The organism is Rhodanobacter sp. PCA2, assembly GCF_013620825.1.
Lineage (GTDB): Bacteria > Pseudomonadota > Gammaproteobacteria > Xanthomonadales > Rhodanobacteraceae > Rhodanobacter_A.
In genome coordinates, this window is sequence record NZ_NJIC01000047.1 from 100,298 (window position 1) to 123,149 (window position 22,852).

21 protein-coding genes are annotated in these 22,852 nt (G+C 70.4%); 12 read left to right on the forward strand and 9 right to left on the reverse strand.

The genetic code is table 11. The features are described from left to right. Positions 1–3 precede the first annotated feature (3 nt). The 5 genes from plsB to PCA_RS14795 all read left to right on the forward strand — a co-directional run bounded on the left by plsB (position 4) and on the right by PCA_RS14795 (position 5,106). Positions 4–2,709, forward strand: coding sequence for a glycerol-3-phosphate 1-O-acyltransferase PlsB (gene plsB / locus PCA_RS14775; protein WP_181303382.1), 2,706 nt, complete (start codon positions 4–6; stop codon positions 2,707–2,709). A gap of 38 nt (positions 2,710–2,747) precedes the next feature. Then, entirely contained in the window at positions 2,748–3,497 is a 750-nt protein-coding gene (ubiE, locus tag PCA_RS14780) for a bifunctional demethylmenaquinone methyltransferase/2-methoxy-6-polyprenyl-1,4-benzoquinol methylase UbiE (RefSeq protein ID WP_181303383.1), read from the forward strand. 10 nt (positions 3,498–3,507) lie between these two features. Beyond that, the gene (locus tag PCA_RS14785) at positions 3,508–4,146 is read left to right on the forward strand and encodes a TMEM175 family protein (RefSeq protein ID WP_181303384.1); all 639 of its coding nucleotides are present in this window, start codon (positions 3,508–3,510) and stop codon (positions 4,144–4,146) included. A gap of 79 nt (positions 4,147–4,225) precedes the next feature. Further along, entirely contained in the window at positions 4,226–4,492 is a 267-nt protein-coding gene (locus PCA_RS14790) for a DUF2249 domain-containing protein (RefSeq protein ID WP_181303385.1), read from the forward strand. Then, positions 4,492–5,106, forward strand: a complete 615-nt coding sequence (locus tag PCA_RS14795) for a hypothetical protein (RefSeq protein WP_181303386.1) — start codon at positions 4,492–4,494, stop codon at positions 5,104–5,106. Before PCA_RS14790 ends, PCA_RS14795 begins: the two co-directional genes overlap by 1 nt. A 28-nt stretch (positions 5,107–5,134) precedes the next feature. Here the strand turns inward: PCA_RS14795 and PCA_RS14800 are convergent, their stop codons facing one another. Beyond that, the gene (locus tag PCA_RS14800) at positions 5,135–5,824 is read right to left on the reverse strand and encodes a glutathione S-transferase family protein (protein WP_181303387.1); all 690 of its coding nucleotides are present in this window, start codon (positions 5,822–5,824) and stop codon (positions 5,135–5,137) included. 29 nt (positions 5,825–5,853) lie between these two features. Beyond that, positions 5,854–6,777: a DMT family transporter gene (locus PCA_RS14805; RefSeq protein WP_181303388.1), complete on the reverse strand. Its 924-nt coding sequence runs from the start codon at positions 6,775–6,777 to the stop codon at positions 5,854–5,856. Between the two features lie 122 nt (positions 6,778–6,899). Between PCA_RS14805 and PCA_RS14810 the strand changes: the two genes are divergently transcribed. The 3 genes from PCA_RS14810 (at position 6,900) to pip (ending at position 10,192) form a co-directional block, all read left to right on the forward strand. Next, positions 6,900–7,394, forward strand: a complete 495-nt coding sequence (locus PCA_RS14810) for an Lrp/AsnC family transcriptional regulator (protein ID WP_181303442.1) — start codon at positions 6,900–6,902, stop codon at positions 7,392–7,394. Positions 7,395–7,535: 141 nt separating this feature from the next. Continuing rightward, positions 7,536–9,233: an acid phosphatase gene (acpA, locus tag PCA_RS14815; RefSeq protein WP_181303389.1), complete on the forward strand. Its 1,698-nt coding sequence runs from the start codon at positions 7,536–7,538 to the stop codon at positions 9,231–9,233. Positions 9,234–9,238: 5 nt separating this feature from the next. Next, entirely contained in the window at positions 9,239–10,192 is a 954-nt protein-coding gene (pip, locus tag PCA_RS14820) for a prolyl aminopeptidase (protein ID WP_181303390.1), read from the forward strand. Here the strand turns inward: pip and PCA_RS14825 are convergent. From PCA_RS14825 to PCA_RS14840, 4 genes are read right to left on the reverse strand one after another with little or no spacing between them, the layout of a single operon-like run. Further along, positions 10,183–10,860 carry a DUF2894 domain-containing protein gene (locus PCA_RS14825; RefSeq protein ID WP_181303391.1) on the reverse strand — a complete coding sequence of 226 codons (678 nt, stop codon included), beginning with the start codon at positions 10,858–10,860 and terminating at the stop codon, positions 10,183–10,185. The two genes, pip and PCA_RS14825, sit on opposite strands and share 10 nt — an antisense overlap. After that, entirely contained in the window at positions 10,850–11,491 is a 642-nt protein-coding gene (locus tag PCA_RS14830; RefSeq protein WP_181303392.1) for an OmpA family protein, read from the reverse strand. The genes PCA_RS14825 and PCA_RS14830 overlap by 11 nt, the downstream gene beginning before the upstream one ends. Beyond that, positions 11,488–13,650, reverse strand: coding sequence for a DUF802 domain-containing protein (locus PCA_RS14835; protein WP_181303393.1), 2,163 nt, complete (start codon positions 13,648–13,650; stop codon positions 11,488–11,490). Before PCA_RS14835 ends, PCA_RS14830 begins: the two co-directional genes overlap by 4 nt. A 2-nt stretch (positions 13,651–13,652) precedes the next feature. Then, complete coding sequence (locus PCA_RS14840) at positions 13,653–14,360, reverse strand: DUF3348 domain-containing protein (protein WP_181303394.1); 708 nt, start codon at positions 14,358–14,360, stop codon at positions 13,653–13,655. A 219-nt stretch (positions 14,361–14,579) separates the two neighbouring features. Here PCA_RS14840 and PCA_RS14845 point away from each other — a divergent pair, with 219 nt between their 5' ends. Then, positions 14,580–16,454: a M1 family metallopeptidase gene (locus PCA_RS14845; protein ID WP_181303395.1), complete on the forward strand. Its 1,875-nt coding sequence runs from the start codon at positions 14,580–14,582 to the stop codon at positions 16,452–16,454. A 61-nt stretch (positions 16,455–16,515) separates the two neighbouring features. Continuing rightward, positions 16,516–17,502 carry an alpha/beta fold hydrolase gene (locus PCA_RS14850; RefSeq protein WP_255436894.1) on the forward strand — a complete coding sequence of 329 codons (987 nt, stop codon included), beginning with the start codon at positions 16,516–16,518 and terminating at the stop codon, positions 17,500–17,502. 103 nt (positions 17,503–17,605) lie between these two features. Here PCA_RS14850 and PCA_RS14855 read toward each other — a convergent pair whose 3' ends face one another. Continuing rightward, positions 17,606–18,199, reverse strand: coding sequence for an isoprenylcysteine carboxylmethyltransferase family protein (locus tag PCA_RS14855; RefSeq protein WP_343204470.1), 594 nt, complete (start codon positions 18,197–18,199; stop codon positions 17,606–17,608). A gap of 221 nt (positions 18,200–18,420) precedes the next feature. On the opposite strand from PCA_RS14855, the gene PCA_RS14860 reads away from it, so the two are divergent. Both PCA_RS14860 and PCA_RS14865 read left to right on the forward strand, forming a co-directional pair. Then, a complete protein-coding gene (locus PCA_RS14860) occupies positions 18,421–19,584 on the forward strand; it encodes an AAA family ATPase (RefSeq protein WP_181303396.1) in 1,164 nt (387 codons plus the stop codon). Positions 19,585–19,699: 115 nt separating this feature from the next. Then, entirely contained in the window at positions 19,700–20,101 is a 402-nt protein-coding gene (locus PCA_RS14865) for a glyoxalase/bleomycin resistance/extradiol dioxygenase family protein (protein WP_181303397.1), read from the forward strand. An 11-nt stretch (positions 20,102–20,112) separates the two neighbouring features. Here PCA_RS14865 and PCA_RS14870 read toward each other — a convergent pair whose 3' ends face one another. Both PCA_RS14870 and PCA_RS14875 read right to left on the reverse strand, forming a co-directional pair. Further along, the gene (locus tag PCA_RS14870; RefSeq protein ID WP_181303398.1) at positions 20,113–20,508 is read right to left on the reverse strand and encodes an STAS domain-containing protein; all 396 of its coding nucleotides are present in this window, start codon (positions 20,506–20,508) and stop codon (positions 20,113–20,115) included. Beyond that, a complete protein-coding gene (locus PCA_RS14875) occupies positions 20,486–22,822 on the reverse strand; it encodes a SpoIIE family protein phosphatase (protein WP_181303399.1) in 2,337 nt (778 codons plus the stop codon). The genes PCA_RS14870 and PCA_RS14875 overlap by 23 nt, the downstream gene beginning before the upstream one ends. Positions 22,823–22,852: the final 30 nt, after the last annotated feature.

Genomic DNA, 22,852 nt, shown 5'->3' on the forward strand with positions numbered 1-22,852 from the left:
CGGATGCAGAACATTTCCACCGCGGACACCCCCCGTCGCCGCACCCCCTGGTGGTTCCACCTGGCCGGGCAGCTGCTGCAACCCTGGGTGCGCATCCGCCGCGATCCGGCCGAACCCACCACCTTGCTCAAGGCCGGCGTGCCGGTGTGCTACGTGATCGAGCGCGACGGCTTTTCCGACGCGCTGATCCTCGACCGCGCCTGCCGCGAGGCCGGCCTGCCCGGCCCGTTGCAGCCGCTGGCCGGCACGCGCCGCAAGCGCTCGGTGTTCGCGCTGATGCGCCGCGACGGCTGGCTGTTCGGGCGCAAGCGCCACCGCTCGCCGAACGAGCCGCTGGGGCAGCTGGTGCATTCGCTGGAAGGCATGCCCGACCGCGACATCCAGATCGTGCCGGTGTCGATCTACGTGGGCCGCGCGCCGACCCGCGACTCCGGCTGGTTCAGCGTGCTGTTCTCCGAGAACTGGGTGATGGTGGGCCGCTTCAGCCGCCTGCTGGCGCTGCTGCTGAACGGCCGCGACACCGTGGTGCATTTCGCCACGCCGGTGTCGCTGCGCGAGGTGCTGGCCGAGTCCGGCGAGCTGCCGCCGCCGCGCTTCGCGCGCAAGCTGGCGCGCGTGCTGCGCACCCACTTCCGGCGCATCCGCGCCGCGGTGATCGGCCCCGACCTCTCGCACCGCCGCACCGTGGTGGACGACGTGCTGCGCGCCGAGCCGGTGCGCGCGGCGATCGCCGCCACCGCGGCCAAGGAGAAGATCAGCAAGGCCAAGGCCTGGCGCCAGGCGCAGAAGATGATGCTGGAGATCGCCGCCGACTACTCGCACCCGGTGGTGCGCTCAGTGTCGTTCCTGCTGTCCAACTTCTGGAACAAGCTGTACGACGGCATCGCGATGCACCACTTCGACAAGGCCCGCGCCGCCGCGCCGGGCTACGAGGTGGTGTACGTGCCCAGCCACCGCAGCCACACCGACTACCTGCTGCTGAGCTACCAGCTGCACATGTCCGGCGTGGTGCCGCCGCACATCGCCGCGGGCGTGAACCTCAACCTGCCGCTGATCGGCCCCATCCTGCGCCGCGGCGGCGCGTTCTTCATGCGCCGCACGTTCAAGGGCAACGCGATGTACTCGGTGATCTTCAACGAGTACATGGCGCAGCTGATCGACCGCGGCGTGCCGATGGAATACTTCATCGAGGGCGGCCGCTCGCGCACCGGCCGGCTGCTGGCGCCGCGCGCCGGCATGCTGGTGATGACGGTCCGCGCGTTCCTGCGCGCGCCGCGCCGGCCGGTGCTGTTCCAGCCGGTGTACGTCGGCTACGAGAAGCTGATGGAGGGCAAGAGCTACGCCGGCGAGCTCAGCGGCCAGCCCAAGGAGAAGGAATCCCTGATCGGCCTGCTCAAGGGCCTCAAGGTGCTGCGCCAGCGCTACGGCCACGTGGCGCTGAACTTCGGCGAGCCGATCGAGCTGACCCCGCTGCTGGACGCGGCCAGCGCCGACTGGCGCAGCGCCGGCGGCGACCCCGACACCCGCCCCGAATGGCTGAGCGGCGTGATCGACCGGCTGGCCGAGAAGATCCAGGTCAACGTCAACCGCGCTGCCGACGTCAACCCGATCAACCTGCTCGCGCTGACCCTGCTGGCCACGCCCAAGCACGCGATGGCCGAGGGCGACCTGCTGGCGCAGCTGGAGCTCACCAAGTCGCTGCTGCAGGAGCTGCCCTACTCCGACCGCATCACGCTGACCCCGATGGACCCGGCCGGCATCATCGCCTACGGCGAGCAGATGGGCTGGATCCGCCGCATCCGGCATCCGCTGGGCGACGTGCTGGACGTGGAAGGCGAGCAGGCGGTGCTGCTCAGCTACTTCCGCAACAACGTGCTGCACCTGATGGCGCTCGCTGCCTGGGTGGCCTGCTGCTTCCTCAACAACCGGCGCATGTCGCGCGCCTCGGTGCAGCGGCTGGGCCGCATCATCTATCCGTTCCTGCAGGGCGAACTGTTCCTGCCCTGGGACGAGGCGGGTTTCGGCGCGCAGCTGCAGGCCACCATCGACTTCTTCGTGCGCCGCGGCCTGCTCGAGGCCACCGGCGACGGCCGCATGCTGGAGCGCGGCCCCGGCCAGGAGGACGGCGCGTTCCAGCTCAAGGTGATCGCCCGCAGCCTGATCCAGGCGTTCGAGCGCTACTACATCGCGATCGCCGCGCTGGTGAAGCACGGCCCGCACACGCTCTCCAGCGGCGAGCTGGAAACCACCTGCACGCTCACCGCGCAGCGGCTGGCCCTGCTCAACGAGCTCAGCGCGCCGGAGTTCTTCGACAAGGCGCTGTTCCGCGGCTTCATCCAGAAACTGCGCGAGCGCCGCATCGTCTGGAACGACGACAACGGCAAGCTCGACTACGACAGCTCGCTGGAAGACATGGTGCGCGACGCGCGGGTGATCCTGTCGCGCGAGATGCGCCACTCCATCCTCAAGATCACGCCGGGCGGCGAACGCGATGCCGCCGCCGAGGAGGCGCTTCCCGAAGCCGCGACCGCGACCGCCGCATCGCCCGAACCGCCGGTGCAGGCCGCCGACGCCGGCGCGGAACTGCACCAGCGCCATGTGGCGGCCGAGCAGGCCAGCCACCAGGCCGCGCCGCCCCCCGCGGAGACCGCCGACGCCGACGCCACCACCGGCGAACAGGAAGGCACGCAGCGCGACCTGCCGCTGTAGCCGCCTGTTCCCACCCCTTCACCGGACCGCATGACGCCATGAACGAGCAGCCCACCACCCACTTCGGATACCGCGACGTGCCCGTCGCCGACAAGCAGAAGCTGGTCGGCCAGGTGTTCACCTCGGTCGCCCGCAACTACGACCTGATGAACGACCTGATGTCGTTCGGCATCCACCGGCTGTGGAAGCGCCACTTCGTGGCCGTCAGCGGCGTGCGCAAGGGCGACCGCGTGCTGGACCTCGCCGGCGGCACCGGCGACATCGCCGCCCTGCTGAAGCCGGTGGTGGGCGAGCAGGGCGAGGTCGTCGTCGGCGACATCAACGCCGCGATGCTCGGCGTGGGCCGCGACCGCCTCACCGACCGCGGCCTGGTCGGCGGCCTGCGCTGGGCGCAGCTCAACGCCGAATGCCTGCCCTTTCCCGACAACAGCTTCGATGCGGTGACCATGGCCTTCGGCCTGCGCAACGTCACCGACAAGGACAAGGCGCTGGCCGACATCTGCCGCGTGCTCAAGCCCGGCGGCCGCGCCCTGGTGCTGGAGTTCTCGCGCGTGCAGAGCGAGCTGTTCAACAAGCTCTACGACTTCCACTCGTTCAAGGTGCTGCCGAAGCTCGGCCGGCTGTTCGCCGGCGACGCCGACAGCTACCAGTACCTCGCCGAATCCATCCGCAAGCACCCGGACCAGGAAACGCTGAAGGGCATGATGGAGCGCGCCGGCTTCGGCCGGGTCGAGGTGCGCAACCTCAGCAACGGCATCGTGGCGATCCACCGGGCCTACAAGTTCTGAGGGACGACGCATGAGCCACGGCGCACAACAACTCGAACGGCTGAAGACGTTCTCCGACGGCGTGTTCGCGATCGCGATCACGCTGCTGGTGATCGAGGTGCATGTGCCGCGGCTGGACACGCTCGACGACGGCGCCTACCTCGCCGCGCTGGCGAACCTGCTGCCCAGCTTCATGGGCTTCATCCTGAGCTTCCTCGCCATCGGCGCGCTGTGGATCGCGCACCACCGGATGTTCGGCGTGCTGGCCGGCTACGAGCCCAGGCTGATGTGGCCGAACATGCTGCTGCTGATGGTGATCGCGTTCATGCCGTTCGCCACCGCGCTGATGAGCTCCAACCCGCTGGCGCGCGTGCCGGAGGTGTTCTACTCGTCCACCCTGCTGGCCGCCGGATTGCTGCAGCTGTGCCTGTTCCAGCTCGCGCTGCGGCCCGGGCGGATCCGCGACGGCGCGCCGCCGGAAGAGGTCAACGCGCTGCGCTGGCGCACGCTGGCGCTGCCCACGGCGGCCACCGCCGCCTTGCTGGCCGCGCCGCACATCCCGGGCAAGAACAACATCCTGCTGCTGGCCATCCCCTTGCTCGCCCGCATCTACGCCGCGGTCGGCCGCCGCCGCGCCCTGCGGCGGATGAACGCGGCCGTGCCCGACTGACGGCACGGTTGATCCAGATCAGTGGCCGGGCGCGGGGCCGGGCCTATGTTGGTGCTCCCTTTCCAGCGAGCACGCAGCGATGTCCTCCGACACGGTCTTCGAGCAGCACACCCATCTTTTCGACGCCCGCGGCGTGGCGCGGCGCTTCCGCCACTCGGCGATCTTCGGCGCGATCGGCGCGCTGCGCTCGGGCGAGACGATGCGCTTCGTCAACGACCACGACCCGATTCCGCTGATCGCCCAGCTGCGCGAGCGCCTCGGCGACCACCTCACCGTGACCTACCGCCAGCGCGACGCCGACGCGGTGGTGATCGACTTCGGCATCGTCGGCCTGCCGGAGGACTGATGCACCACCCGGCGTTCTTCGACGTCGCGCCACGCATCCTGGTGCGCGACCCGCTGGCCGAGCTGCTGGGCGCCGCCGAGGGCGGCCTGCTCGAATACCGCTACATCGACGCGGTGCGGCTGGCCGGCCACTCCTGTCCCACCGTGGCCGGCGCGTGGCTGACGGCGCGCGCAGCGCTGCGCGCCCTGTATCCCGACGAACCGGCCGAGCGCGGCGGCATTGCGGTGCGCATGCCGGCGCCGGCCAGCGAGGGCGTCACCGGCGTGATCGCGCAGGTACTCACCCTGGTCACCGGCGCCGCGGCCGACAACGGCTTCCACGGCATCCGCGGCCGCTACGCGCGGTACGGCCTGATGCACTTCGCGGATGCGCCGGACGGCCAGCCCATACGCTTCGACCGCCGCGACAACGGCACGGCGGTCGCGGTGGAACTGGATCTGGCCAGCGTGCCGCCCGCGCGGGAAACGCTGGCGCTGATGGGCGCGGCGATGCAGCCGGACGCCACCGCCGCGCAGCGCGCCGCGTTCGGCACGGCGTGGCAGGAACGCGTGCGCCGCCTGCTGCTGGAACACGCCGACGACCCCGCCGTGGTGCGCGTGCGGCTGCTGGCCTGAGCCCGCGACGCGCCCCGCGGCCGGCGGCTCAGGACGCGCGCAGATCCTGCAGCACGGCGCCCGCGCGACGCGCCTCCTCCTCGTGCTCCGGATCGCGCCAGGGCTCGGCCAGCGCCGCGGCGTACCACTCGCGCATCGCGGGCAGGTCGAGCAGGCGCTGCACGTAGGCCATCGCGGCAGCGCCCGGCTGCAGGCCGTAGCTCTGGATGCGGAAGGCCACCGGCGCGTAGAACGCATCCACCGCGGTGAAGGCCTTGCCGGCGAGGAAGGGCCCGCCGAAGCGCGCGAGTCCCTCGTTCCACAATTCGTCGATGCGCGCCACGTCCTTGCGCAGCGCCTCGGCGGGTGCATCGATGCGCACGCGGACGCCGCAGTTCATCGTGCAGGCGTTGCGCAGCGCGGAAAAGCCGGAATGCATCTCGGCGGCGGCGCAACGCGCCCACGCGCGGGCCTGGGCATCCGCCGGCCACACGCCGGGATGGCGCTCGGCCACGTATTCGGCGATCGCCAGCGAATCCCACACCACGGTGTCGCCGTCGCGCAGGCACGGCACCTTGCCGGTGGGCGAGAACGCGCGGAACGCGTCCCAGTTCACGCCGGCGCCGCCGACGAAGGGCACCAGCTTCTCGTCGAACGGAATGCCCAGCCCGCGCAGCAGCACCCACGGGCGCAGCGACCACGACGAGTAGTTCTTGTTGGCGATCCAGAGCTGGTACACGCGGCACTCCTTGTACGGGGGAGAAACGTTCAGGACGGCTTGCAGGCCTCGGCCAGCGCCACCGGCGCCGCAGGCGCAGGACGGCGTCGCGCATTCGCCAGCACCACGCCGGCTATCACCACGGCGCCGCCCGCCAGCACCATCGCACCCGGCACCTCGTGCAGCCACACCCAGCCGATCGCGATGGCGATCGGCGGCGACAGGTAGATGAAGCTGGACACGCGCGACGCGCTGGCGCGATGCACCGCGACGTTCCACGCGAGATAGCCCACGAAACTCGGCGCGATGCCCAGCCACAGCAGCGCGACGATGTGCGACCACGGCGCCGCCGCCAGCGCCTGCGACAGGCCGCTCGCGAACGGCAGGCAACCCAGCGTGCCGGCGAAGAAGGTGAAGGCGGTGACCGCCAGCGTGCCCGAACGCGCGAACAGCGGCTTCTGGCCCACGAAATAGATCGCCGAGGCCAGCACGCATACCAGCACCAGCAGCGCCTTCGGATCGGCCTCGACCTTCTGCCCGCTCGCCAGCACCACCAGCACCGTGCCCGCCAGCGCCACCGCGAGGCCGGCCCAGGTGCGCAGGCTCAGCCGCTCGCGCAGCCACAGCGCCGACACCGCCGCGGTGGCCGCGGGCACCAGGCAGATCAGGATCGCCGCGGTGCCGCTGGCGATGCGCGTTTCCGCCCAGTTGAGGCAGACGTGGTATGCGGTGAGGCCGATCAACCCCAGCACGAACAGCCGCGGCCAGTCGCGCAGCGCCGGCAGCGGCACGCGCTTCGCCGCCAGCAGCGCCGCGAAGCACAGCGAGCCGATCGCGAGACGCGCGAACGCCACTTCGCCCGGCGTGAACGAGGCCAGCGCGTAGGCGATCGCCGCATACGCCGACGACCAGGTGAGCAGGGCGACGGCGATGCAGACGAGGGCACGCGCGTCGAGGCGCTCGGTGGCGCTCATGGATGGGGATTCCGGCATGGGGAGAGCGCATCGTAGTCTTGCGGGCGAGATGGCGGAATAATGCATCGACGGGCCTGCGCAACGCTTCGCCTTCGATCGAAATGAAACAGGAGCCCATGGCTTTGGAATCGAAACCCGAATTGGACGCCAAAGACTGGCAACTGCTGGAAGCCCTGCAGCGCGACGCGCGCCTGGGCTACGCCGAACTGGGCCGCAAGGTGCGCCTGTCCGCACCCGCCGTGGCCGAGCGCGTGAAGCGGCTGGAGGAAGCCGGCGTGATCGCCGGCTACCGCGCCGTGGTGGAACCGAAGCGGCTGGGCTACCGCATCGAGGCGATGGTGCGACTGCGCTGCGACGGCGGCATCTGCGCGCGCATCGGCCCCATCGTCGCCGACATCCCCGAGGTGCTGGACTGCCGTCGCCTCGCCGGCGAGGACTCCGCGCTGCTGCGCGTGGTGGCGATGTCGATCGGCCATCTGGAAAGCGTGCTCGACCGCCTGCTGAAGATCCACGCCAGCGTCAGCACCACGACGCTGGTGGTGCTGCAGGCGCCGCACGCGAACCGCCCGCTCACCCGCACGATGTGGGAGGCGGCGCGAAAACTTCCGCTGGACTGAGCCGCGTCGGAAAAACCTCACCGTCCCGCGGCATGCGCGCGCGGCAGCCACGCCCGCGTCATGCAAGTAAGGTACTCATCCCGGAATCCCCATCCGCGCCCAGCGCATACTTCCTCCCCTGTTGCCGCAGAGCGAACCGCCATGACCGACAAACTGCCGCCCGTCCCCACCGCCGCCGATGCCGACGACGCGCCTGCCGATCCCGCCAGGCGCAAGCTGCTGGGCGGCATGGCGCTGGCCGGCGCCGCGCTGGCCGTGGGCGGCGGTCAGGTGGTCGCGGCCGATGGCGGCCATGCCCGCAGCGCCAGCGACCGCGCGCTGGACGCCGCGCTGCGCAAGCACATCCGCCACGTGGTGGTGATCTACGCCGAGAACCGCAGCTTCAACAACCTGTTCGGCGATTTCCCCGGGCTGGCGCAACCGCTGTCGGCGCTCGCGCCCGAGCAATACCGGCAACGCGACCGCGACGGCCGCGTGCTCGAAACCCTGCCGCCGATCTGGCACGGCCTGATCCCGCACAAGCAGGTGCTGTACGGCCGCGAGTACCAGATCGGCGAGGAGGCGATACACGGGCTGACCAACGCGCCGTTCGCGCTGGTCACGCCGGAGGGCGAACCGCTGCCGCAGGCGCTGGTCACGCGCGACCTCATCCACAGCTTCTACAACAACCAGCTGCAGATCAACGGCGGCAGGAACGACGGCTTCGTGGCCTGGGGCGACAGCGGCGCGCTGGTGATGGGGCGCTACGGCGACAGCGCGGACAAGCTCGCGCTATGGCAACTCGCGAAGCAGTTCACGCTGTGCGACAACTTCTTCATGGGCGCGTTCGGCGGCTCCTTCCTCAACCACCATTACCTGATCGCCGCGCAGGCGCCGTACTTCCCGCACGCCGACCAGGGCCCGGCGAAGTTCCAGATCACCGAGCTGGAAGGCGACGACCCCACCGGCATCCGCCCGAAGCTGGCCGAGGATTCGCCCGCCAGCGCGATGCAGGGCCGGCCGAAGTTCGCCTCGCGCATGGCGCTCACGCCCGACTTCTGGGCGGTGAACACCATGGGCCCGCCGTATGCGCCGGCCTTCACCGACGATCCGAAGAACCCGCTGCTGGCCGACCCCGCCGACCCCAGCACGCTGCCGCCGCAGTCGCACGCCACCATCGGCGACCGGCTCAGCGCGAAGGGCATCGACTGGGCGTGGTACGCCGGCGGCTGGCAGCTGGCGCTGGACGGCAAGGGCGTGCGCGGCACCCGCGACAGCTTTCCGTACGCGCCGAACTTCCAGATCCACCACCAGCCGTTCAACTACTTCGAGGCGTTCGCGCCCGGCACCCGCGCGCGCGCGCAGCACCTGCGCGACGGCGGCACCGGCAGCACCGCGGCCACCAGCCGCTTCATCGCCGACATCGAACGCGGCACGCTGCCGGCGGTGGCGTTCTACAAGCCCCAGGGCGACCTCAACATGCACGCGGGCTATTCCGATGTCTCCGCCGGCGACGCGCACATCGTGCAGATCATCGAGGCGCTGCAGAAGAGCCCGCTGTGGCCGCACACCATGGTGGTGATCACCGTGGACGAAAACGGCGGCTGGTGGGACCACGTGGCGCCGCCCAGGGGCGACCGCTGGGGGCCGGGCACGCGCATCCCCGCGCTGGTGGTCTCGCCGCACGCGAAGCGCGGCCACGTCGACCACACCGTCTACGACACCGGCTCGGTGCAGCGCTTCATCAACCGCCGTTTCGGGCTGGACCCGCTGCCCGGCATCGCGCTGCGCGACAAGGCCATGCGCGACGCCGGCGGACCGCCGCCCGGCGACCTCACCAACGCCCTGCAATTCGGTTGAACGCCATGCGCGAGCTGTATCCCGAGATCGAACCCTTCCGCACCCGCCGCCTCGCCGTCGATGCGCGGCACAGCCTGCACGTGGAGGAATGCGGCACGCCCGGCGCACTGCCGGTGCTGTTCCTGCACGGCGGCCCCGGCGCGGGCATCGCGCCCTACCATCGCCGCTTCTTCGATCCCGCGCGCTGGCATGTGGTGCTGTTCGACCAGCGCGGCGCGGGGCAATCGACGCCGTTCGCCGACCTCGTCGACAACACCACCGCACACCTGGTGGCCGACATCGAGGCGCTGCGCGAGGAACTCGGCATCGAGCGCTGGGTGGTGTTCGGCGGCTCGTGGGGCTCCACGCTGGCGCTGGCCTACGCCGAGGCGCATCCCGAGCGCGTGCTGGGCCTGGTGCTGCGCGGCATCTTCCTCGCCCGCGACGAGGAGCTGCGCTGGTTCAACGAGGTGGACGGCGGCGCGCGCTACATCTTCCCCGAACGCTGGGCGCGCTTCCGCGATTTCATTCCCGAGGTCGAGCGCGGCAACATGATCGAGGCGTACTGGCGCCGCCTCGACAGCAGCGACGAAACCCTGCGCCTCGCCGCCGCGCAGGCCTGGAGCGCCTACGAGGGCGGCAGCACCACGCTGCTGCACGATCCGGACGCCGACGGCGATTTCACGGAGCCGCACAAGGCGGTGAGCCTTGCACGACTGGAGGCGCACTACTTCCGCCACGGCATGTTCCTCGAACCGGACCAGCTGCTGCGCGACGTGGCGAAGCTGCGGCGCATTCCCGCCACCATCGTGCATGGCCGCTACGACATCATCTGCCCGGTGAAGACCGCCATCGACCTGCACACGGCGTGGCCGGAGGTGGAACTGCGCATCGTGCTGGCCGGCCACAGTGCGGCCGACCCGGCCATCGTCGATGCGCTGGTGCAGGCCACCGACAAGCTGGCGGATCGCTACGGCTGAGCGGGCGGCGTAGTCGCCGGCTTCTTCCGCCGACTGCCGCCCGCGCGCGCCGGCTTGCGGGCCATCGCAGCGCCATCGGCATCGCCGCTGGCGACGACCTTGCCGGCGGCGTGCTCCATCCACGTCAGCACGTCGGCATACGCGACGAAGTGCTGCAGGTATTCCGGCGAGACATCGCGCATCAGCGTCATGGCGCGGTAGGCGAGCACGCGGGAATGCAACGGGCCGGCATCCTCGGGCAGCGAATCCAGGCACTGCCGCAGCAGGCTGTCGATGCGGATGCGGCTCCACAGTTGCTGGAACTCGTCCAGCGCCGGCATGGGCGCGATGTCGGCGACGATGGTTTCGGCACGCGCGTGCACCATCGACACGGCTTGCGGCACGCCATCCAGCCGCGGGGCGTTGGCGAATTGCGCCAGCAGTTGCTGCATCGGGCTTTCGTCGACGTGGCGCGGCAGCGTGGCTTCAGACTGATCGGCGAGCAACCCGGCGTAGGCATCGGCCAGTTCCTGCAGGCGCGCATCCAGTTGCTTGCGCACCAGTCCGTCATGGCGCAGTGCGCGCCGCGCCATCGCGTCCATCAACACGAAGCGCAACGGATCGATGTGGTCGGCGCCCTGCTCGCGCCAGGCCGCCAGTCGCGCGTGGACGTCCATCTCAGTGCGCACCGGTCTTGCTGCGCGGGATCGGCGCGATTTCCACGCGGCGGTTCTTCGCACGGCCGGCGGCGCTGTCGTTGGAACTGACCGGCTGCTCGGCGCCGAACGCGGCGGCGAACACCGACGGGGCCGGCACGCCATCGGCGATCAGCGCGCGCGTCACGGTGAGCGCGCGCGCGGCGGACAGCTCCAGGTTGTCGGCGAAGCGCGCGTTGGCCACGCGCACCGGCTGGTTGTCGGTGAAGCCACTGACCATCAGGATCTCGTCGCGCGCCGAAAGATATCCGCGCAAGGGCGCGGCGAGGCTTTGCAGCAGGTCGCGGCCTTCCGGCTGCAACTGGTCGGAATTGAGCGCGAACAGCACGCTGCCGCTGATGCCGATGCGTCCATCGACCAGGGTCACGCGCCCGGCGGCCAAGGGCGCGGCCAGCGCCTGCTCCAGCGTCTTGAGGCGGGCGGCATCGGCCTGGCGCTGCTTCACTTCCTGGTCCAGCCGGTTGTGCAGCAACAGCTGGATGCCGATGACGCTGGCCAGGATCAGCACGAAGGCGCCCAGCAACACCGACATCAGGTCGCCGAACGCGGCCCAGGTGGTGGCGCCGGATTCGGCGCCGGGCTCGAACTCGATCTCGTCGCTCATGCGCCGGCGGGCTCGGCGTCGTTGCGCGCGCCGGCGAGCTGCTGCAGCTCGCCGATGATCTGCTTCTGCGAGAGCATGCTCAGCTCGATCACCTCGCGCGCCTGCGCCACGTAGTAGGCGAGCTGCTCGTCGCTGCGCGCCAGCGACTTGTCCAGCGCCGCCTCGATGCCTTGCAGGCGCTCGTTCAATGCCGCGGTGGACTGGCCGAACGACTGCACCGCGCCGCCGAACGCCTCGCCGAGGCTGGCCACTTCCACTGCGCTGCCGGTGACGTGGGCCGCGGCCGCGTCGAGCCGGCCGGCTTCGCTTTCCACCTGCGCGCTGAAGCGGCTACCGACGCGCTCCAGCAGATCGGCCGAGGTGGCGACCAGCGCGTCGATGGCGCCGCGCTGTTCGGTGGAGGCGTGATTGACCGCGTCGAGCAGGGTCTGCAGGGTTTCCAGCAGGCGGCCGCGTTCCTCCAGCATGGCGGTGTCGCGCACCATGCTGTCGGACAGCTTCTGCCGCAATTCGGCCACCACTTCGGCCGCGGCGCGCGGCGCCTCGGAGGCGGTGGCGACCAGCCGCGAAATCTCGGCCAGGGTGTCGCGTGCCTGCGCCTGCGCCTGTTCGCCCATCGCCTGCGCGGTCTTCTCCAGCGTGGCGCAAACCTGCTGCTGGTGCGCGGCCACCTGTTCGCTGCCCTGCTCCCAGCGCTGGCCGAACTCGCCGGTCAACGCGGCGAAGGCATCGCGCCATTCGGCAAGGCGCTCAGCATCGCGTGCTTCCAGCGCAGCCTGCAATTCGCCGTGCGAACGTTGCAGCGACTGGATCATCGCGTCGCTGCGCCCGGCGAAGGCCGACTGCAGATCGCCGTGCGATTGCTGCAGGCTGTCGATCAAGGCACGGGAGCGCTGGTCGAAACCGGCCGAGGCTGACGCCCACGCTTCTTCGTTGCGCCGCGCCAGCGCATCGTGCGCCTCGTGCTGGCGCGCGAGCGCGCCGTTCCACGCTTCGGCCGTGCGGGCCGTGTTGTCTTCCAGCCGCGCTGCCACGCCGTCCACCAGCGCGGTCGAGCGCTGCTCGAAGGTGGCGGCGAACTGCTGCAAGGCCTGCCGCAGATCGTCGGAGAGCGCCGCATTGCCGCGCTGCTGCTCGGCGACGGCGGCGCTCCAGCTTTCGCGGGCCGCACCAGCCGCGCCTTGCACGGTGCTGTCGAGGCCGTCGAGCTGCTTGCGCACGGCTTGTTCGATGGTGGCATGCAGACGATCGGACTGCGTGGCCAGGCCAGCCATGGTGCTGTCCACCACCGGCTGCAACGCGGCGCCGACGGCGTTGGCTTGCCGGGCGATGCCGTCGTGCAAGGCCTGCTGCAGCGTGGAAGCCAGTTGCGTGTACGCCGCTTCGGTGCGCTGGTGGAAGGCCTGCTGGCCTGCCTGCAGGCGTTCGCCCGCGGCCTGCTGCTGGCGTTCCAGCGTGTCGGCCAGCGTCTGCAGGCGATCCACCAGCACCGGCATCAGCGCGTTCTGTTCCTGCAGCAGGCGGAAGGTCTCGCGGCGCTGCGTCGATGGCGAACGATGAGCGAGGTGCGCGGCGATGCCGGCATCCAGTTGCTGCACGGCCAACGCGCGTTCGCGCCGCAGCAGCGCCGACAACAGGCCCAGCGCCGCCGAGGTCGCCACGCCGGCAATCGACGTGCCGAAGGCGAAGCCCAGGCCCTTCACCGGCGCGGCCAGCGAGCTGCGGATGGCGTCGAGATCGGTGGCGCTTTCCAGCGCGAGTCCGGTGCCGCGCAAGGTGGCCATCATGCCCAGCAGGGTGCCGAGCATGCCCAGCAGCACCAGCAGGCCCACGAGGTAGGGCGTCAACGCCGGCGCCGGCAGGCCCACGCGTTCGCCTTCGACGCGCAGCCGCACGCTGTTGCGCAGGCCGGGCTGCAATTGCGAGAGCCAGCCGCCGAGGTTGCCGGCCGCGTCGCCGATGGACGGCAGCGCGCGCAGCAGCGTGGCGGTGGCCTGGCGGTAACGCAGCAGTTCGAACGTGCCGGCGAGATAGCAGGCGGCGATCAAGGCGGCGACGGCGGCGGCCAGCGTGTGGTTGCCGAGGTAGCCGATGCCGATCCAGCACACGACCAGCAGGCCGGCAAGGAACACGACGGGGACGAGGAAATTTCTGTGCATGGTTACCGGGTGCGCAGCGCTGCAAGCAGGCCGTCGATGGGGTGAAAGCGAACCTCCAGCTCGGCCAGCAGCGCCATGCGCATGTCCTGGCGGAACCGCGCCAGCCAGGGGCCGGCGGCGGAGGCATCGTCCGGCGCATCGGCGCCGGTGGCATGGGGAGCGCCCGCTGTGCGCAGGCGCCTGTAGTGCTGACCAAGCAGAGCGGGCACGCGCGCCAGCAGCATCTGCTCGCGCGGGCTGAGCACGACCTCCATCACCGCGTCCACCTCGGCCAGCCGCGCCTTGGCGGGCGACTGGCGCGCGAGCGCGTCGCGCAGGCGGCCGCGCAGCTGGCCCGTGGCCGCCTGCATCGCGCGCTGCGCGGCCATGCAGTGCTGGCGATAGGGCTGGTAGTCGTCGTCGATGGTCGGGGCATCCTTGCGTGCGGGCGGGGCCGGATCGATGTCGGCATCGATGGATTGCCGCAGCACGCCGCGCAGGCGCGCGCATTCGGCGGCGTGGCCGTCCTCGCCCTCCGCATCGTCCTCGACGCCGGCAACACCGCCATCCAGCGCGCGCGACAGCACAAGGGCGCGGTTCCAGTCGAACCAGTCGGCCAGGCGCTCGGTGAGCACCGGCGGCGTGCGCGGCAGGTCGGCATCGCCGAAGCGTGCCAGCAGGCGGATGAACGCCGGGCCTGGTGCGGGCGTGCGGGGGGAAGCTTTCGCCATGAATCCGGAGCTGAAAATGGGCCATTTTACACGGCCCAACCGCCCGACCGTCCCCATCTGCGAGCCGGAAGCCGTACCGGTTCAGCAAGGCGCTCCGCAACGCTCGTGCAGCGCGAACCGGCCGCGCGGCCGTTCGCCGACGCCCCGCCTTCCGCCACGGGCCATGCGGGGGCCTCCGATGGCATACTCGCGGCTTTCCAGCATTCCCGGAGCTGCCGCATGCGCCTGCTTCCCTTCCTCGCCCTCGGCGCCCTGATGCTGCCGCTGGCCGCCCGCGCCAACGACCCGAACTCGTATGCCCAGCCCGACCAGGTGGTGGTGACGCATCTCAATTTGGACCTGAAGATCGACTTCCCGCACAAGCAGCTGGACGGCGTGGCCACGCTGAAGCTGGACTGGAAGAACCCGAAGGCGTCGGCGCTGGTGCTGGACACGCGCGACCTGAAGATCGGCTCCATCGCTGCGGTGGAGCCGAATGGCAAGACCAGCGCGCTGAAGTACGCGCTGGCGCCCGCCGACAAGGAGCTGGGCAGCAAGCTCACCATCGAGACGCCGAAGCATCCGGCGCAGGTGCGCATCACCTATGCCACCTCGCCCGATGCCTCCGGCCTGCAGTGGCTGCCGCCCGCGCAGACGGCAGACAAGAAGGCGCCCTTCATGTTCTCGCAGTCCGAGTCCATCCACGCGCGCTCCTGGGTGCCGCTGCAGGATTCGCCGGCGATCCGCTTCACCTACGACGCCCACGTCAGCGCGCCGAAGGACATCCGCGTGGTGATGAGCGCGCTCAACGACGCGAAGCATCCGCTGGACGGCAGCTTCCGCTTCGACCAGCCGCACCCGATTCCCTCCTACCTGCTGGCGATCGCCGCCGGCGACATCGCGGTGAAGGAAACCGGGCCGCGCTCGGCGGTGTATGCGGAACCCTCCGTCGTCGACGGCGCCGCGCGCGAGTTCGCCGACACCGAGAAGATGATCGACACCGCGGAATCGCTGTACGGCCCGTACCGCTGGGGCCGCTACGACCTGCTGGTGCTGCCGCCCTCCTTCCCTTACGGCGGCATGGAAAATCCGAACATGACCTTCGCCACGCCGACGATCATCGTGGGCGACAAGAGCCTGGTCAGCGTGATCTCGCACGAGCTGGCGCATTCCTGGTCCGGCAACCTGGTGACCAGCGCCTCGTGGCGCGACATCTGGCTCAACGAGGGCTTCACCACCTACGTGCAGGGCCGCATCACCGAGGCGCTGTACGGCAAGCGCCAGGCCGACGAAGAGGCGCTGCTGTCCGCGCGCGCACTGGAGAAATCCATCGGCCATATGCCGGCGAACTCGCAGAAGCTGGCGCCCGATCCGCGCGGCGTGGGTGCCGACGATGCGCTGTCCGACGTGGCCTACGACAAGGGCTCCTGGTTCCTGCGCACGCTGGAGCAGAAGTTCGGCCGCGAGCATTTCGACGCCTACCTCAAGGGCTATTTCGACCACTTCGCCTGGCACAGCATCACCACCGAGCAGATGCTGGCGTGGCTGAAGCCGAACCTGATCGAGAAGTACCCCGGCAAGATGAGCTGGGACGAAGTGCAGCAGTGGGTCTACGGCACCGGCATCCCCAAGGATGCGCCGCTGCCGGATTCGCCGCGCTTCGACATGATCGACAAGGAGCGCGGCGCCTTCCTCGCCGGCACCCTGCCCGCCGCCAAGCTGGACGCGAAGGACTGGAACACCCAGGAGTGGATGTACTTCCTCGACCGCCTGCCCGACGCGCCCAGGCTGGAGCAGATGCAGCAGCTCGACGCCGCCTGGCACCTCACCGGCACGCACAACGCCGAGATCGGCATGCGCTGGTACGTGCACGCGATCGCCGCCGGCGACAAGGCCGCATGGCCGGCCGCCGCCGAGCACATGACGCGCATCGGCCGGCTCTACCTCACCATGCCGGTGTACGGCGCCTTCGCGAAGACGCCCGACGGCCTCGCCTACGCACAGCAGGTCTACGCCAAGGCGAAGGACGGCTACCACCCGCTGACCCAGCAGGCGGTGGAGCGGCTGTTCGCCAAGGCCGGGGCGAAGGCGAAGCAGCCCGCCGCGAAAAACTGACGCAACCTGCCCCGCTCCCTTGCGCAGGGAGCGGGGCAGCCACCCTGCCGGAACCGACCCGATGCCCACCACCGACACCTCCACCCGCCCGCTGTGGCAGCGCATGCTGCTGCGCCGGCTGAAGTTCCTCGCCATCGTGGTCGTGGCGCTGGGCGTGCTGCTGGGCGGCAGCTACCTGTTCGCGCCGCAGTGGCTGTTCCGCGCCAACATCGCCCGCGAGGCGATGGCCGCGCACCTGGAAAAGCACACGGTGCAGGCCGGCGACACGACCTGGTCGTACTACGAAGGCGGCCAGGGGCCCACCATCGTGCTGCTGCACGGCTTCGCCGACGGCAAGGATGTGTGGCTGCCGCTGGCCAAGGAACTCACTCCGCACTTCCATCTCGTCATCCCCGACCTGCCGGGCTGGGGCGAGTCCTCGCGCGACATGCGCGCGAGCTACAACATCGACGCGCAGGCCGCGCGGCTGCAGAGCTTCGTGCAGACGCTGGGCCTCGGCCGCTTCCTGCTGGTGGGCCACTCGATGGGCGGCGCGGTCGCCGGCACCTACGCCGCCGAGCACCCCGAGCACGTGGGCGAGCTGGCCCTGCTCGACGCGTTCGGATTGAAGTTCGACGAGAACGACTTCGCCCGCGAGACGCTGGCGGGCAAGAACCCGTTCGTGTTCTCCGACCGCGCCGGTTTCTGGCATGCGGCGGACATGGTCTTCGAAAAACGCCCGACGATCCCAGGCCGCTTCGTCGACGTGCTGGTGGCGCGCAACGTGAAGGACCACGCCTTCATCGAGAAGGTGCTGGCCGAACTGCGCGAGCCCTCGCAATACCTCGCCGTGCAGAACCGTCTCGACCAGCTCACCATGCCGGTGCTCGGCCTGTGGTGCCACGACGACAAGGTCATCGACATCTCCGCGCTGGACGGCCTGCGCAACGGGCTCACCCACGCTCCGGCGATCAGCACCAGCACGCTCAATGGCTGCGGCCACATGCCGGAGCTGGAGAAGCCCGAGGAAACCGCGCGCATCCTCACCGCGTTCGCGCTGTCGCACTGAGCGCAGCGCCGTCCCGGAAGCCAGGCCCCGGCAGCCGACGCCTGGCGCTGTTCGGATTGTTGTGCCGGTTCGGCCCGCTGCCGGCAAGCGACGCTTCAGACGATCAAAGCAGGCCCGGAATCAACGCCCGGGTGGTGCGCATGTAATCCACGTAGCGACTGCCGAAGCGTTCGCGCATCCATGCTTCCTCGTGGCGCAGCTTGAACCAGAACGCGACCGCGGCCAGCGCCAGCACCAGCAGTCCGCGCCACTGGCCGAACACCAGCGCGGTGCCCAGCAGGCCAAGCAGGATGCCGGTGTAGATCGGATGCCGCACCCAGCGATACGGGCCGGCCACCACCAGCTCGTGGTCCTGCTTCAGCTGCACCGTGGCGCTCCAGTTGCGCCCCAGCGTGACGCGCGCCCAGCAGGCGAAGCCCAGGCCCGGAAGCAGCAGCGCCAGGCCCAGCCAGTGCCACGCCGCCGAGGGCGGCAGGAAGCGCAGCCACAACCACACCACGCCCGCGCCGGGCGGCCCCATGAACAGCAGGATCACGGCGAGCACCAGCGGCACCCGGTACACCAGCATCCCGCCCAGGCTGTCCACCCGCGCGGCGCGCTTGTTGCCCAGCGCGCCCACCGACCAGTACAGCAGCCAGGCCAGCCAGATCGCGGCGACGGCGATGGTCCAGGGAGAGGACACGGCGACGGTTTCCACGCGGACGATGCCGCCAGCATGCAACGTCGCCGCGCGATGATCGAGTGCGGGCGCCTACTCCGTTCAGCGAAACGCCACGCGGGCGCAGGCCGGAGCGCATGGATGCGCGACTGCGGGCGGCGGGCAGGCCAGCGGCCTGTTCCATCCCTGTCTCAGCGGCGGAGATTTCCCGCGGCTAGCATGCGCACGATATTCCGCTGACGGACTTCGGGGAGCGCACGATGCTGAACACTCTGGCGGTCGCGAACTATCGTTCGATCCGCTCGCTGGTCGTGCCGCTGGGGCGGCTCAACCTGGTTACCGGCGCGAACGGCAGCGGGAAGTCCAACCTCTACCGCGCGCTGCGGCTGCTGGCGGAATCGGCCGGCGGCGGCGTGGTGGGCGCGCTGGCCCGCGAAGGCGGCCTGTCTTCCGTGCTGTGGGCCGGCCCCGAACGCATCTCCGGGCGCATGCGCCGGGGCGAGGTGCCGGTCCAGGGCGTGGTCCGGCAACAGTCCGTGGGCCTGAAGCTGGGTTTCGCCGGCGAGGACTTCGGCTACGCCATGGACCTCGGCTTTCCGCCGCCACCGAACCGGCCCGCGTTCGCGCTGGACCCGGAGTTCAAGCGCGAGGCGATCTGGAGCGGCCCGTTCCTGCGCGCGTCCAACACGCTGGTCGACCGCCGCGGTCCGCTGGCGCGCGTGCGCGATGCGCGCGCCTGGCGGGTGGTGTCCGAGCATCTCGATGCGTTCGAGAGCCTGCTCACCCAGGTGGCCGATCCGGAGCGTGCGCCGGAGGCGCTGCGCGTGCGCGAGTCGATCCGGGCATGGCGCTTCTACGACCATTTCCGCTCGGATCGCGAGGCGCCGGCGCGGCAAGCCCACTGGGGCACGCGCACGGTGGTGCTGGGCCACGATGGCGCCGACCTCGCCGCGGCCTGGGAAACGATACGCGAGATCGGCGACCCGGCGGCGCTGGACGCCGCGGTGGAGGACGCGTTTCCCGGGGCGAAGGTGGACATCGCCGCGTACGACGGCCGCTTCACCCTGCTGTTTTCGCAGCACGGCCTGCTGCGGCCGCTTTCCGCGATGGAGCTGTCCGATGGAACGCTGCGCTACCTGCTGTGGATCGCCGCGCTGCACACGCCACGGCCGCCGCCGCTGATGGTGTTGAACGAGCCCGAGACCAGCCTGCATCCCGACCTGCTGCCCGCGCTGGCACGCCTCATCATCCACGCCGCCACGCGCAGCCAGGTGTGGGTGGTGTCGCATGCGTCGCGCCTGATCGCCGCGCTGGAGGCGGCTCCCGACTGCCGCACGATCACGCTGGAGAAGGACTTCAGCGAGACCCGCGTGGCGGGGCAGCGCGAGCTGGACGAACCGGCCTGGTATTGGCCGGAACGCTAGGCGCCGCCCGCCGCCGGAAGAATCCGCGCAGGCCGGTCGATTTGCCGCCGCCCCGTTCGTCGTTACCGCAAAGGCCAGGTGCCGGCGCGGCATCGCCACCATCGAGGAGAAAACCGTGAGCAGACAGGTATTCATCAACCTTCCGGTCGCCGACCTTTCGCGCTCGGTCGCGTTCTTCGCCGCGCTCGGCTTCGCACGGAATCCGCAGTTCAGCGACGACGCCGGCGCGTGCATCGTGGTCAGCGACACGATTTCGGTGATGCTGCTCACCCACGTCCGCTTCCGCGACTTCACGCCCAGGGCCGTGTGCGACACCAGCAAGGCGGTGGAGGTGCTGCTGTCGCTCAGCTGCGCCAGCCGCGAAGAAGTCGACAGCCTGGTCGCGAAGGCGATCGCCGCGGGCGGCTGGACCTACGACGAGCCGGAGGATTTCGGCTTCATGTACACGCACAGCTTCATCGACCCGGACGGCCACGGCTGGGGGCTGCTGCACATGAGTCCCGCGCCGGCGCCGTAGCGACCGGCGGCTCAGGCGTGGCCGGCCGGACCGGCACCGGTGATCTGGCGCTGCATGTGGTCGAGGTACTGGTCCAGCTCCGTCGCGTTCGCGAAGACCTCGTGCAGCGGCACCGCCTTCACGATGTCGAACACCTTGCGCACCTGCGGCTGCGGGTTGAGCAGCAGCGTGTTGCCGCCGCGGGCGCGCATGCTCTTGCGCACCATCGCGATGCTGCGCAGGCCGGCGCTGCTGATGTACTCCAGCGCGGACAGGTCCAGCACCACGGTGCCGCCTTCCGCCACGCGCGGCAGCACGTCCAGCATGGCCCGGTCGAAGTCGTTGAAGGTCTGGGCGTCGAGCCGGCCGTGCAGGTGCAGGGTCGTGCGCGCAGGGGATTCGCTTTCAGTGTTCAGGCTGAATGTCATGGCCGGATTCCGCAGGTGCAGGGTGGAGGAAGCGCAGCAGCAGGTGGTTGCCCTGCTCGTCGTGGCTGTAGCTGAGTTCGCTGGCCATGGCGCGTACCAGGTGGATGCCCAGGCCGCCGACCACGTCGGCGTCGGCCAGGTCGCCGGTGAGGTTGGGCGCCGGCGCCTGCAACGGATCGAACGGGCGGCCGTCGTGGTGCAGCTCGACCACCACCGCATCCTCGACCCGGCGCAGGTGCAGGCCGATCCGGTGCTGCAGACCGTCGTCGCGGCCGTGCTCCACCATGTTGACCATGAGTTCCTCCAGCACCAGGCGGATGTCCTCGCGCACCGCGGGCAACACGCCCTGGGCGCGCAGCGAGGCCTCGCAACGCTCCAGCGTGGCGAATACCTCGTCCATCGACGCCTCGATCGTCAGGTCCAGCATGTGCGCGTTCCCGTCGGCCAGCGCATGATGCCAGTTCAGCGCGAGGACGGTGATGTCGTCGGCCTGTGCGGCGCCGGCGGCGAAGCGGTCGACCTCGGCCAGCAACCCGTCCGCCAGTTCGGCGGAGGCGCATGACGCAGCCTGTCGCAGGCAGGCGAGCAGGCGTTCGACGCCGAACATCTGCCCGTCCGTGTCGCTCGCCTCGGTGATGCCGTCGGTGTAGAGCATCAGGGTCTGGCCGGGCTGCAGCCACAGCGTGCGGGCGGGATAGCGCGCGTCCTCGTCCAGCCCCAGCGCGGCGCCGGTCTCCAGCTCGAGCAGCCGCGCGCCGTCCGCGTCGCACAGCACGGGCGGTTCGTGGCCGGCGCTGGACATCACCAGCTCGCCGGTGGACGTGTCGAGCATGCCGCAGGACAGGCTCACGAACATGCAGTTCTCGTTGTGGCGGCACAGTTCGAGATTGAGCATGGCGAGCAGGTGCTGCGGCGAGCGAGCGCGGGGCGCGAGCGCCTTCGCCAGCGTGATCGTGCGCGCCATGAACAGCGCCGCGGGAATGCCCTTGTCGGACACGTCGCCCACCATCACGCAGAAGCGCCGTTCGCCCAGCATGAAGTAGCTGTAGAGGTCGCCGCCCACCGCGCGCGCCGGCCGCAGCAGCGCGCGCAGCTCGAAATTCTCGCAGCGGGCGTCGATGTAGTGCTCGCCCGGCAGCAGCGCGGTCTGGATCTGGTGCGCGATGTCCAGCTCGCTGGCCAGGCGCTGCTGTTCCTTCGCGTTGCGCGTCAGCTCCGCGATGTGCAGCGCCAGCTCCCTGCGCATGCGGTCGAACGCGTGCGTCAGCCGGCCGACTTCGTCGGGGAAGCGCGCGCGCGGCAATTCGAACGCAAGCGCGCCGCGCGCCACCTGCTCGGCGCGCGTGGCCAGCGTGCCCAGCGGGGCGAGCGTGCGGCGCGTCGCCAGCAGCGTGATCGCCGCCACCGCCAGCAACGCGAGCAGCCCCAGCAGCAGCACGCGCATGAACGCCTGGCGCACCCCGGCGTAGATCATGGCCTCCGGCATGGCCAGGCCAAAACTCCAGTGCGTGCCTTCGACGGGAAACAGGTAGATCCACACCGGCTTGCCGCCGGCCTGCGGATTCTGAGCGATCGCCAGCCGCACGCGGGCGGTGCCCGGTTGCGCCAGCGCACGCAGCAGCGCGGGATCGCCGCGCTGGCCGACCATGGCGGGATTGTCGTGCGCGAGATAGGCGCCGCCCTCGTCCAGCACGAACGCGTAGGCGCCCGGAGGTTTGCGCAACTCCCCGAGTATGAGGTTGAGCCAGTCCAGCGAGACGTCGGCGTTGATCAGGCCGATGGCCTGGCCGTCGCGCTGGATCACGGCCGAGTAATTGACCAGCTCGCGCCTGCGCGACAGCGAATGGAAGTGCCGCTGCCAGCAACCTTGCGCGCAGTGCAGCCCCACGCGGAACCAGTTCGCCTCCCAGTACGGCTTGGGGTCCTTGCGCATGTCGCGCCAGCCCAGCGAACCGTCGTCCTGCCGATTGACGAAGGGCGACTCCGGCGGGTTGTCCGCCGCGGGCACGAAGGCCGCCGCCAGCCCCGACAGGTCGGTGTTGCGCGCGAGCGCGTCGCGCAACAAGGCCTCGGCATCGCCCGAGCGCGTCGCCATCGCGGTGGCCAGCGTCCGCGAGGTGTCGGCCACGCGGGCCAGCCGCTGTTCGATGCGCGCGCCCGCCTCGCCCGCCAGCGCCGTGGCTTCGCCGTGCGCCTGCCGCAGGATCTCTCCGCTCACCAGGTAGAACAGCAGGCCGCCGGCGATCGCGAGCACCACCAGGGAGCCGGCAAGCACCCACAACGACAGCCGCGAAGCGATGCTTCGGAACAACATGGCGCGTCCCCCTGCAGACCCCGCCATTCA

What these genes read in the sequence shown, in the direction of transcription:
- PCA_RS14805 (WP_181303388.1), bottom strand. Translation starts at nt 6,777, where the DNA reads ATGAGCGCCACCGAGCGCCTCGACGCGCGTGCCCTCGTCTGCATCGCC.
- PCA_RS14845 (WP_181303395.1), top strand. Translation starts at nt 14,580, where the DNA reads ATGCGCCTGCTTCCCTTCCTCGCCCTCGGCGCCCTGATGCTGCCGCTG.
- PCA_RS14830 (WP_181303392.1), bottom strand. Translation starts at nt 11,491, where the DNA reads ATGAGCGACGAGATCGAGTTCGAGCCCGGCGCCGAATCCGGCGCCACC.
- PCA_RS14860 (WP_181303396.1), top strand. Translation starts at nt 18,421, where the DNA reads ATGCTGAACACTCTGGCGGTCGCGAACTATCGTTCGATCCGCTCGCTG.
- PCA_RS14850 (WP_255436894.1), top strand. Translation starts at nt 16,516, where the DNA reads ATGCCCACCACCGACACCTCCACCCGCCCGCTGTGGCAGCGCATGCTG.
- PCA_RS14790 (WP_181303385.1), top strand. Translation starts at nt 4,226, where the DNA reads ATGTCCTCCGACACGGTCTTCGAGCAGCACACCCATCTTTTCGACGCC.
- PCA_RS14875 (WP_181303399.1), bottom strand. Translation starts at nt 22,822, where the DNA reads ATGTTGTTCCGAAGCATCGCTTCGCGGCTGTCGTTGTGGGTGCTTGCC.
- acpA (WP_181303389.1), top strand. Translation starts at nt 7,536, where the DNA reads ATGACCGACAAACTGCCGCCCGTCCCCACCGCCGCCGATGCCGACGAC.
- PCA_RS14795 (WP_181303386.1), top strand. Translation starts at nt 4,492, where the DNA reads ATGCACCACCCGGCGTTCTTCGACGTCGCGCCACGCATCCTGGTGCGC.
- pip (WP_181303390.1), top strand. Translation starts at nt 9,239, where the DNA reads ATGCGCGAGCTGTATCCCGAGATCGAACCCTTCCGCACCCGCCGCCTC.
- PCA_RS14870 (WP_181303398.1), bottom strand. Translation starts at nt 20,508, where the DNA reads ATGACATTCAGCCTGAACACTGAAAGCGAATCCCCTGCGCGCACGACC.
- PCA_RS14840 (WP_181303394.1), bottom strand. Translation starts at nt 14,360, where the DNA reads ATGGCGAAAGCTTCCCCCCGCACGCCCGCACCAGGCCCGGCGTTCATC.
- ubiE (WP_181303383.1), top strand. Translation starts at nt 2,748, where the DNA reads ATGAACGAGCAGCCCACCACCCACTTCGGATACCGCGACGTGCCCGTC.
- PCA_RS14835 (WP_181303393.1), bottom strand. Translation starts at nt 13,650, where the DNA reads ATGCACAGAAATTTCCTCGTCCCCGTCGTGTTCCTTGCCGGCCTGCTG.
- plsB (WP_181303382.1), top strand. Translation starts at nt 4, where the DNA reads ATGCAGAACATTTCCACCGCGGACACCCCCCGTCGCCGCACCCCCTGG.
- PCA_RS14785 (WP_181303384.1), top strand. Translation starts at nt 3,508, where the DNA reads ATGAGCCACGGCGCACAACAACTCGAACGGCTGAAGACGTTCTCCGAC.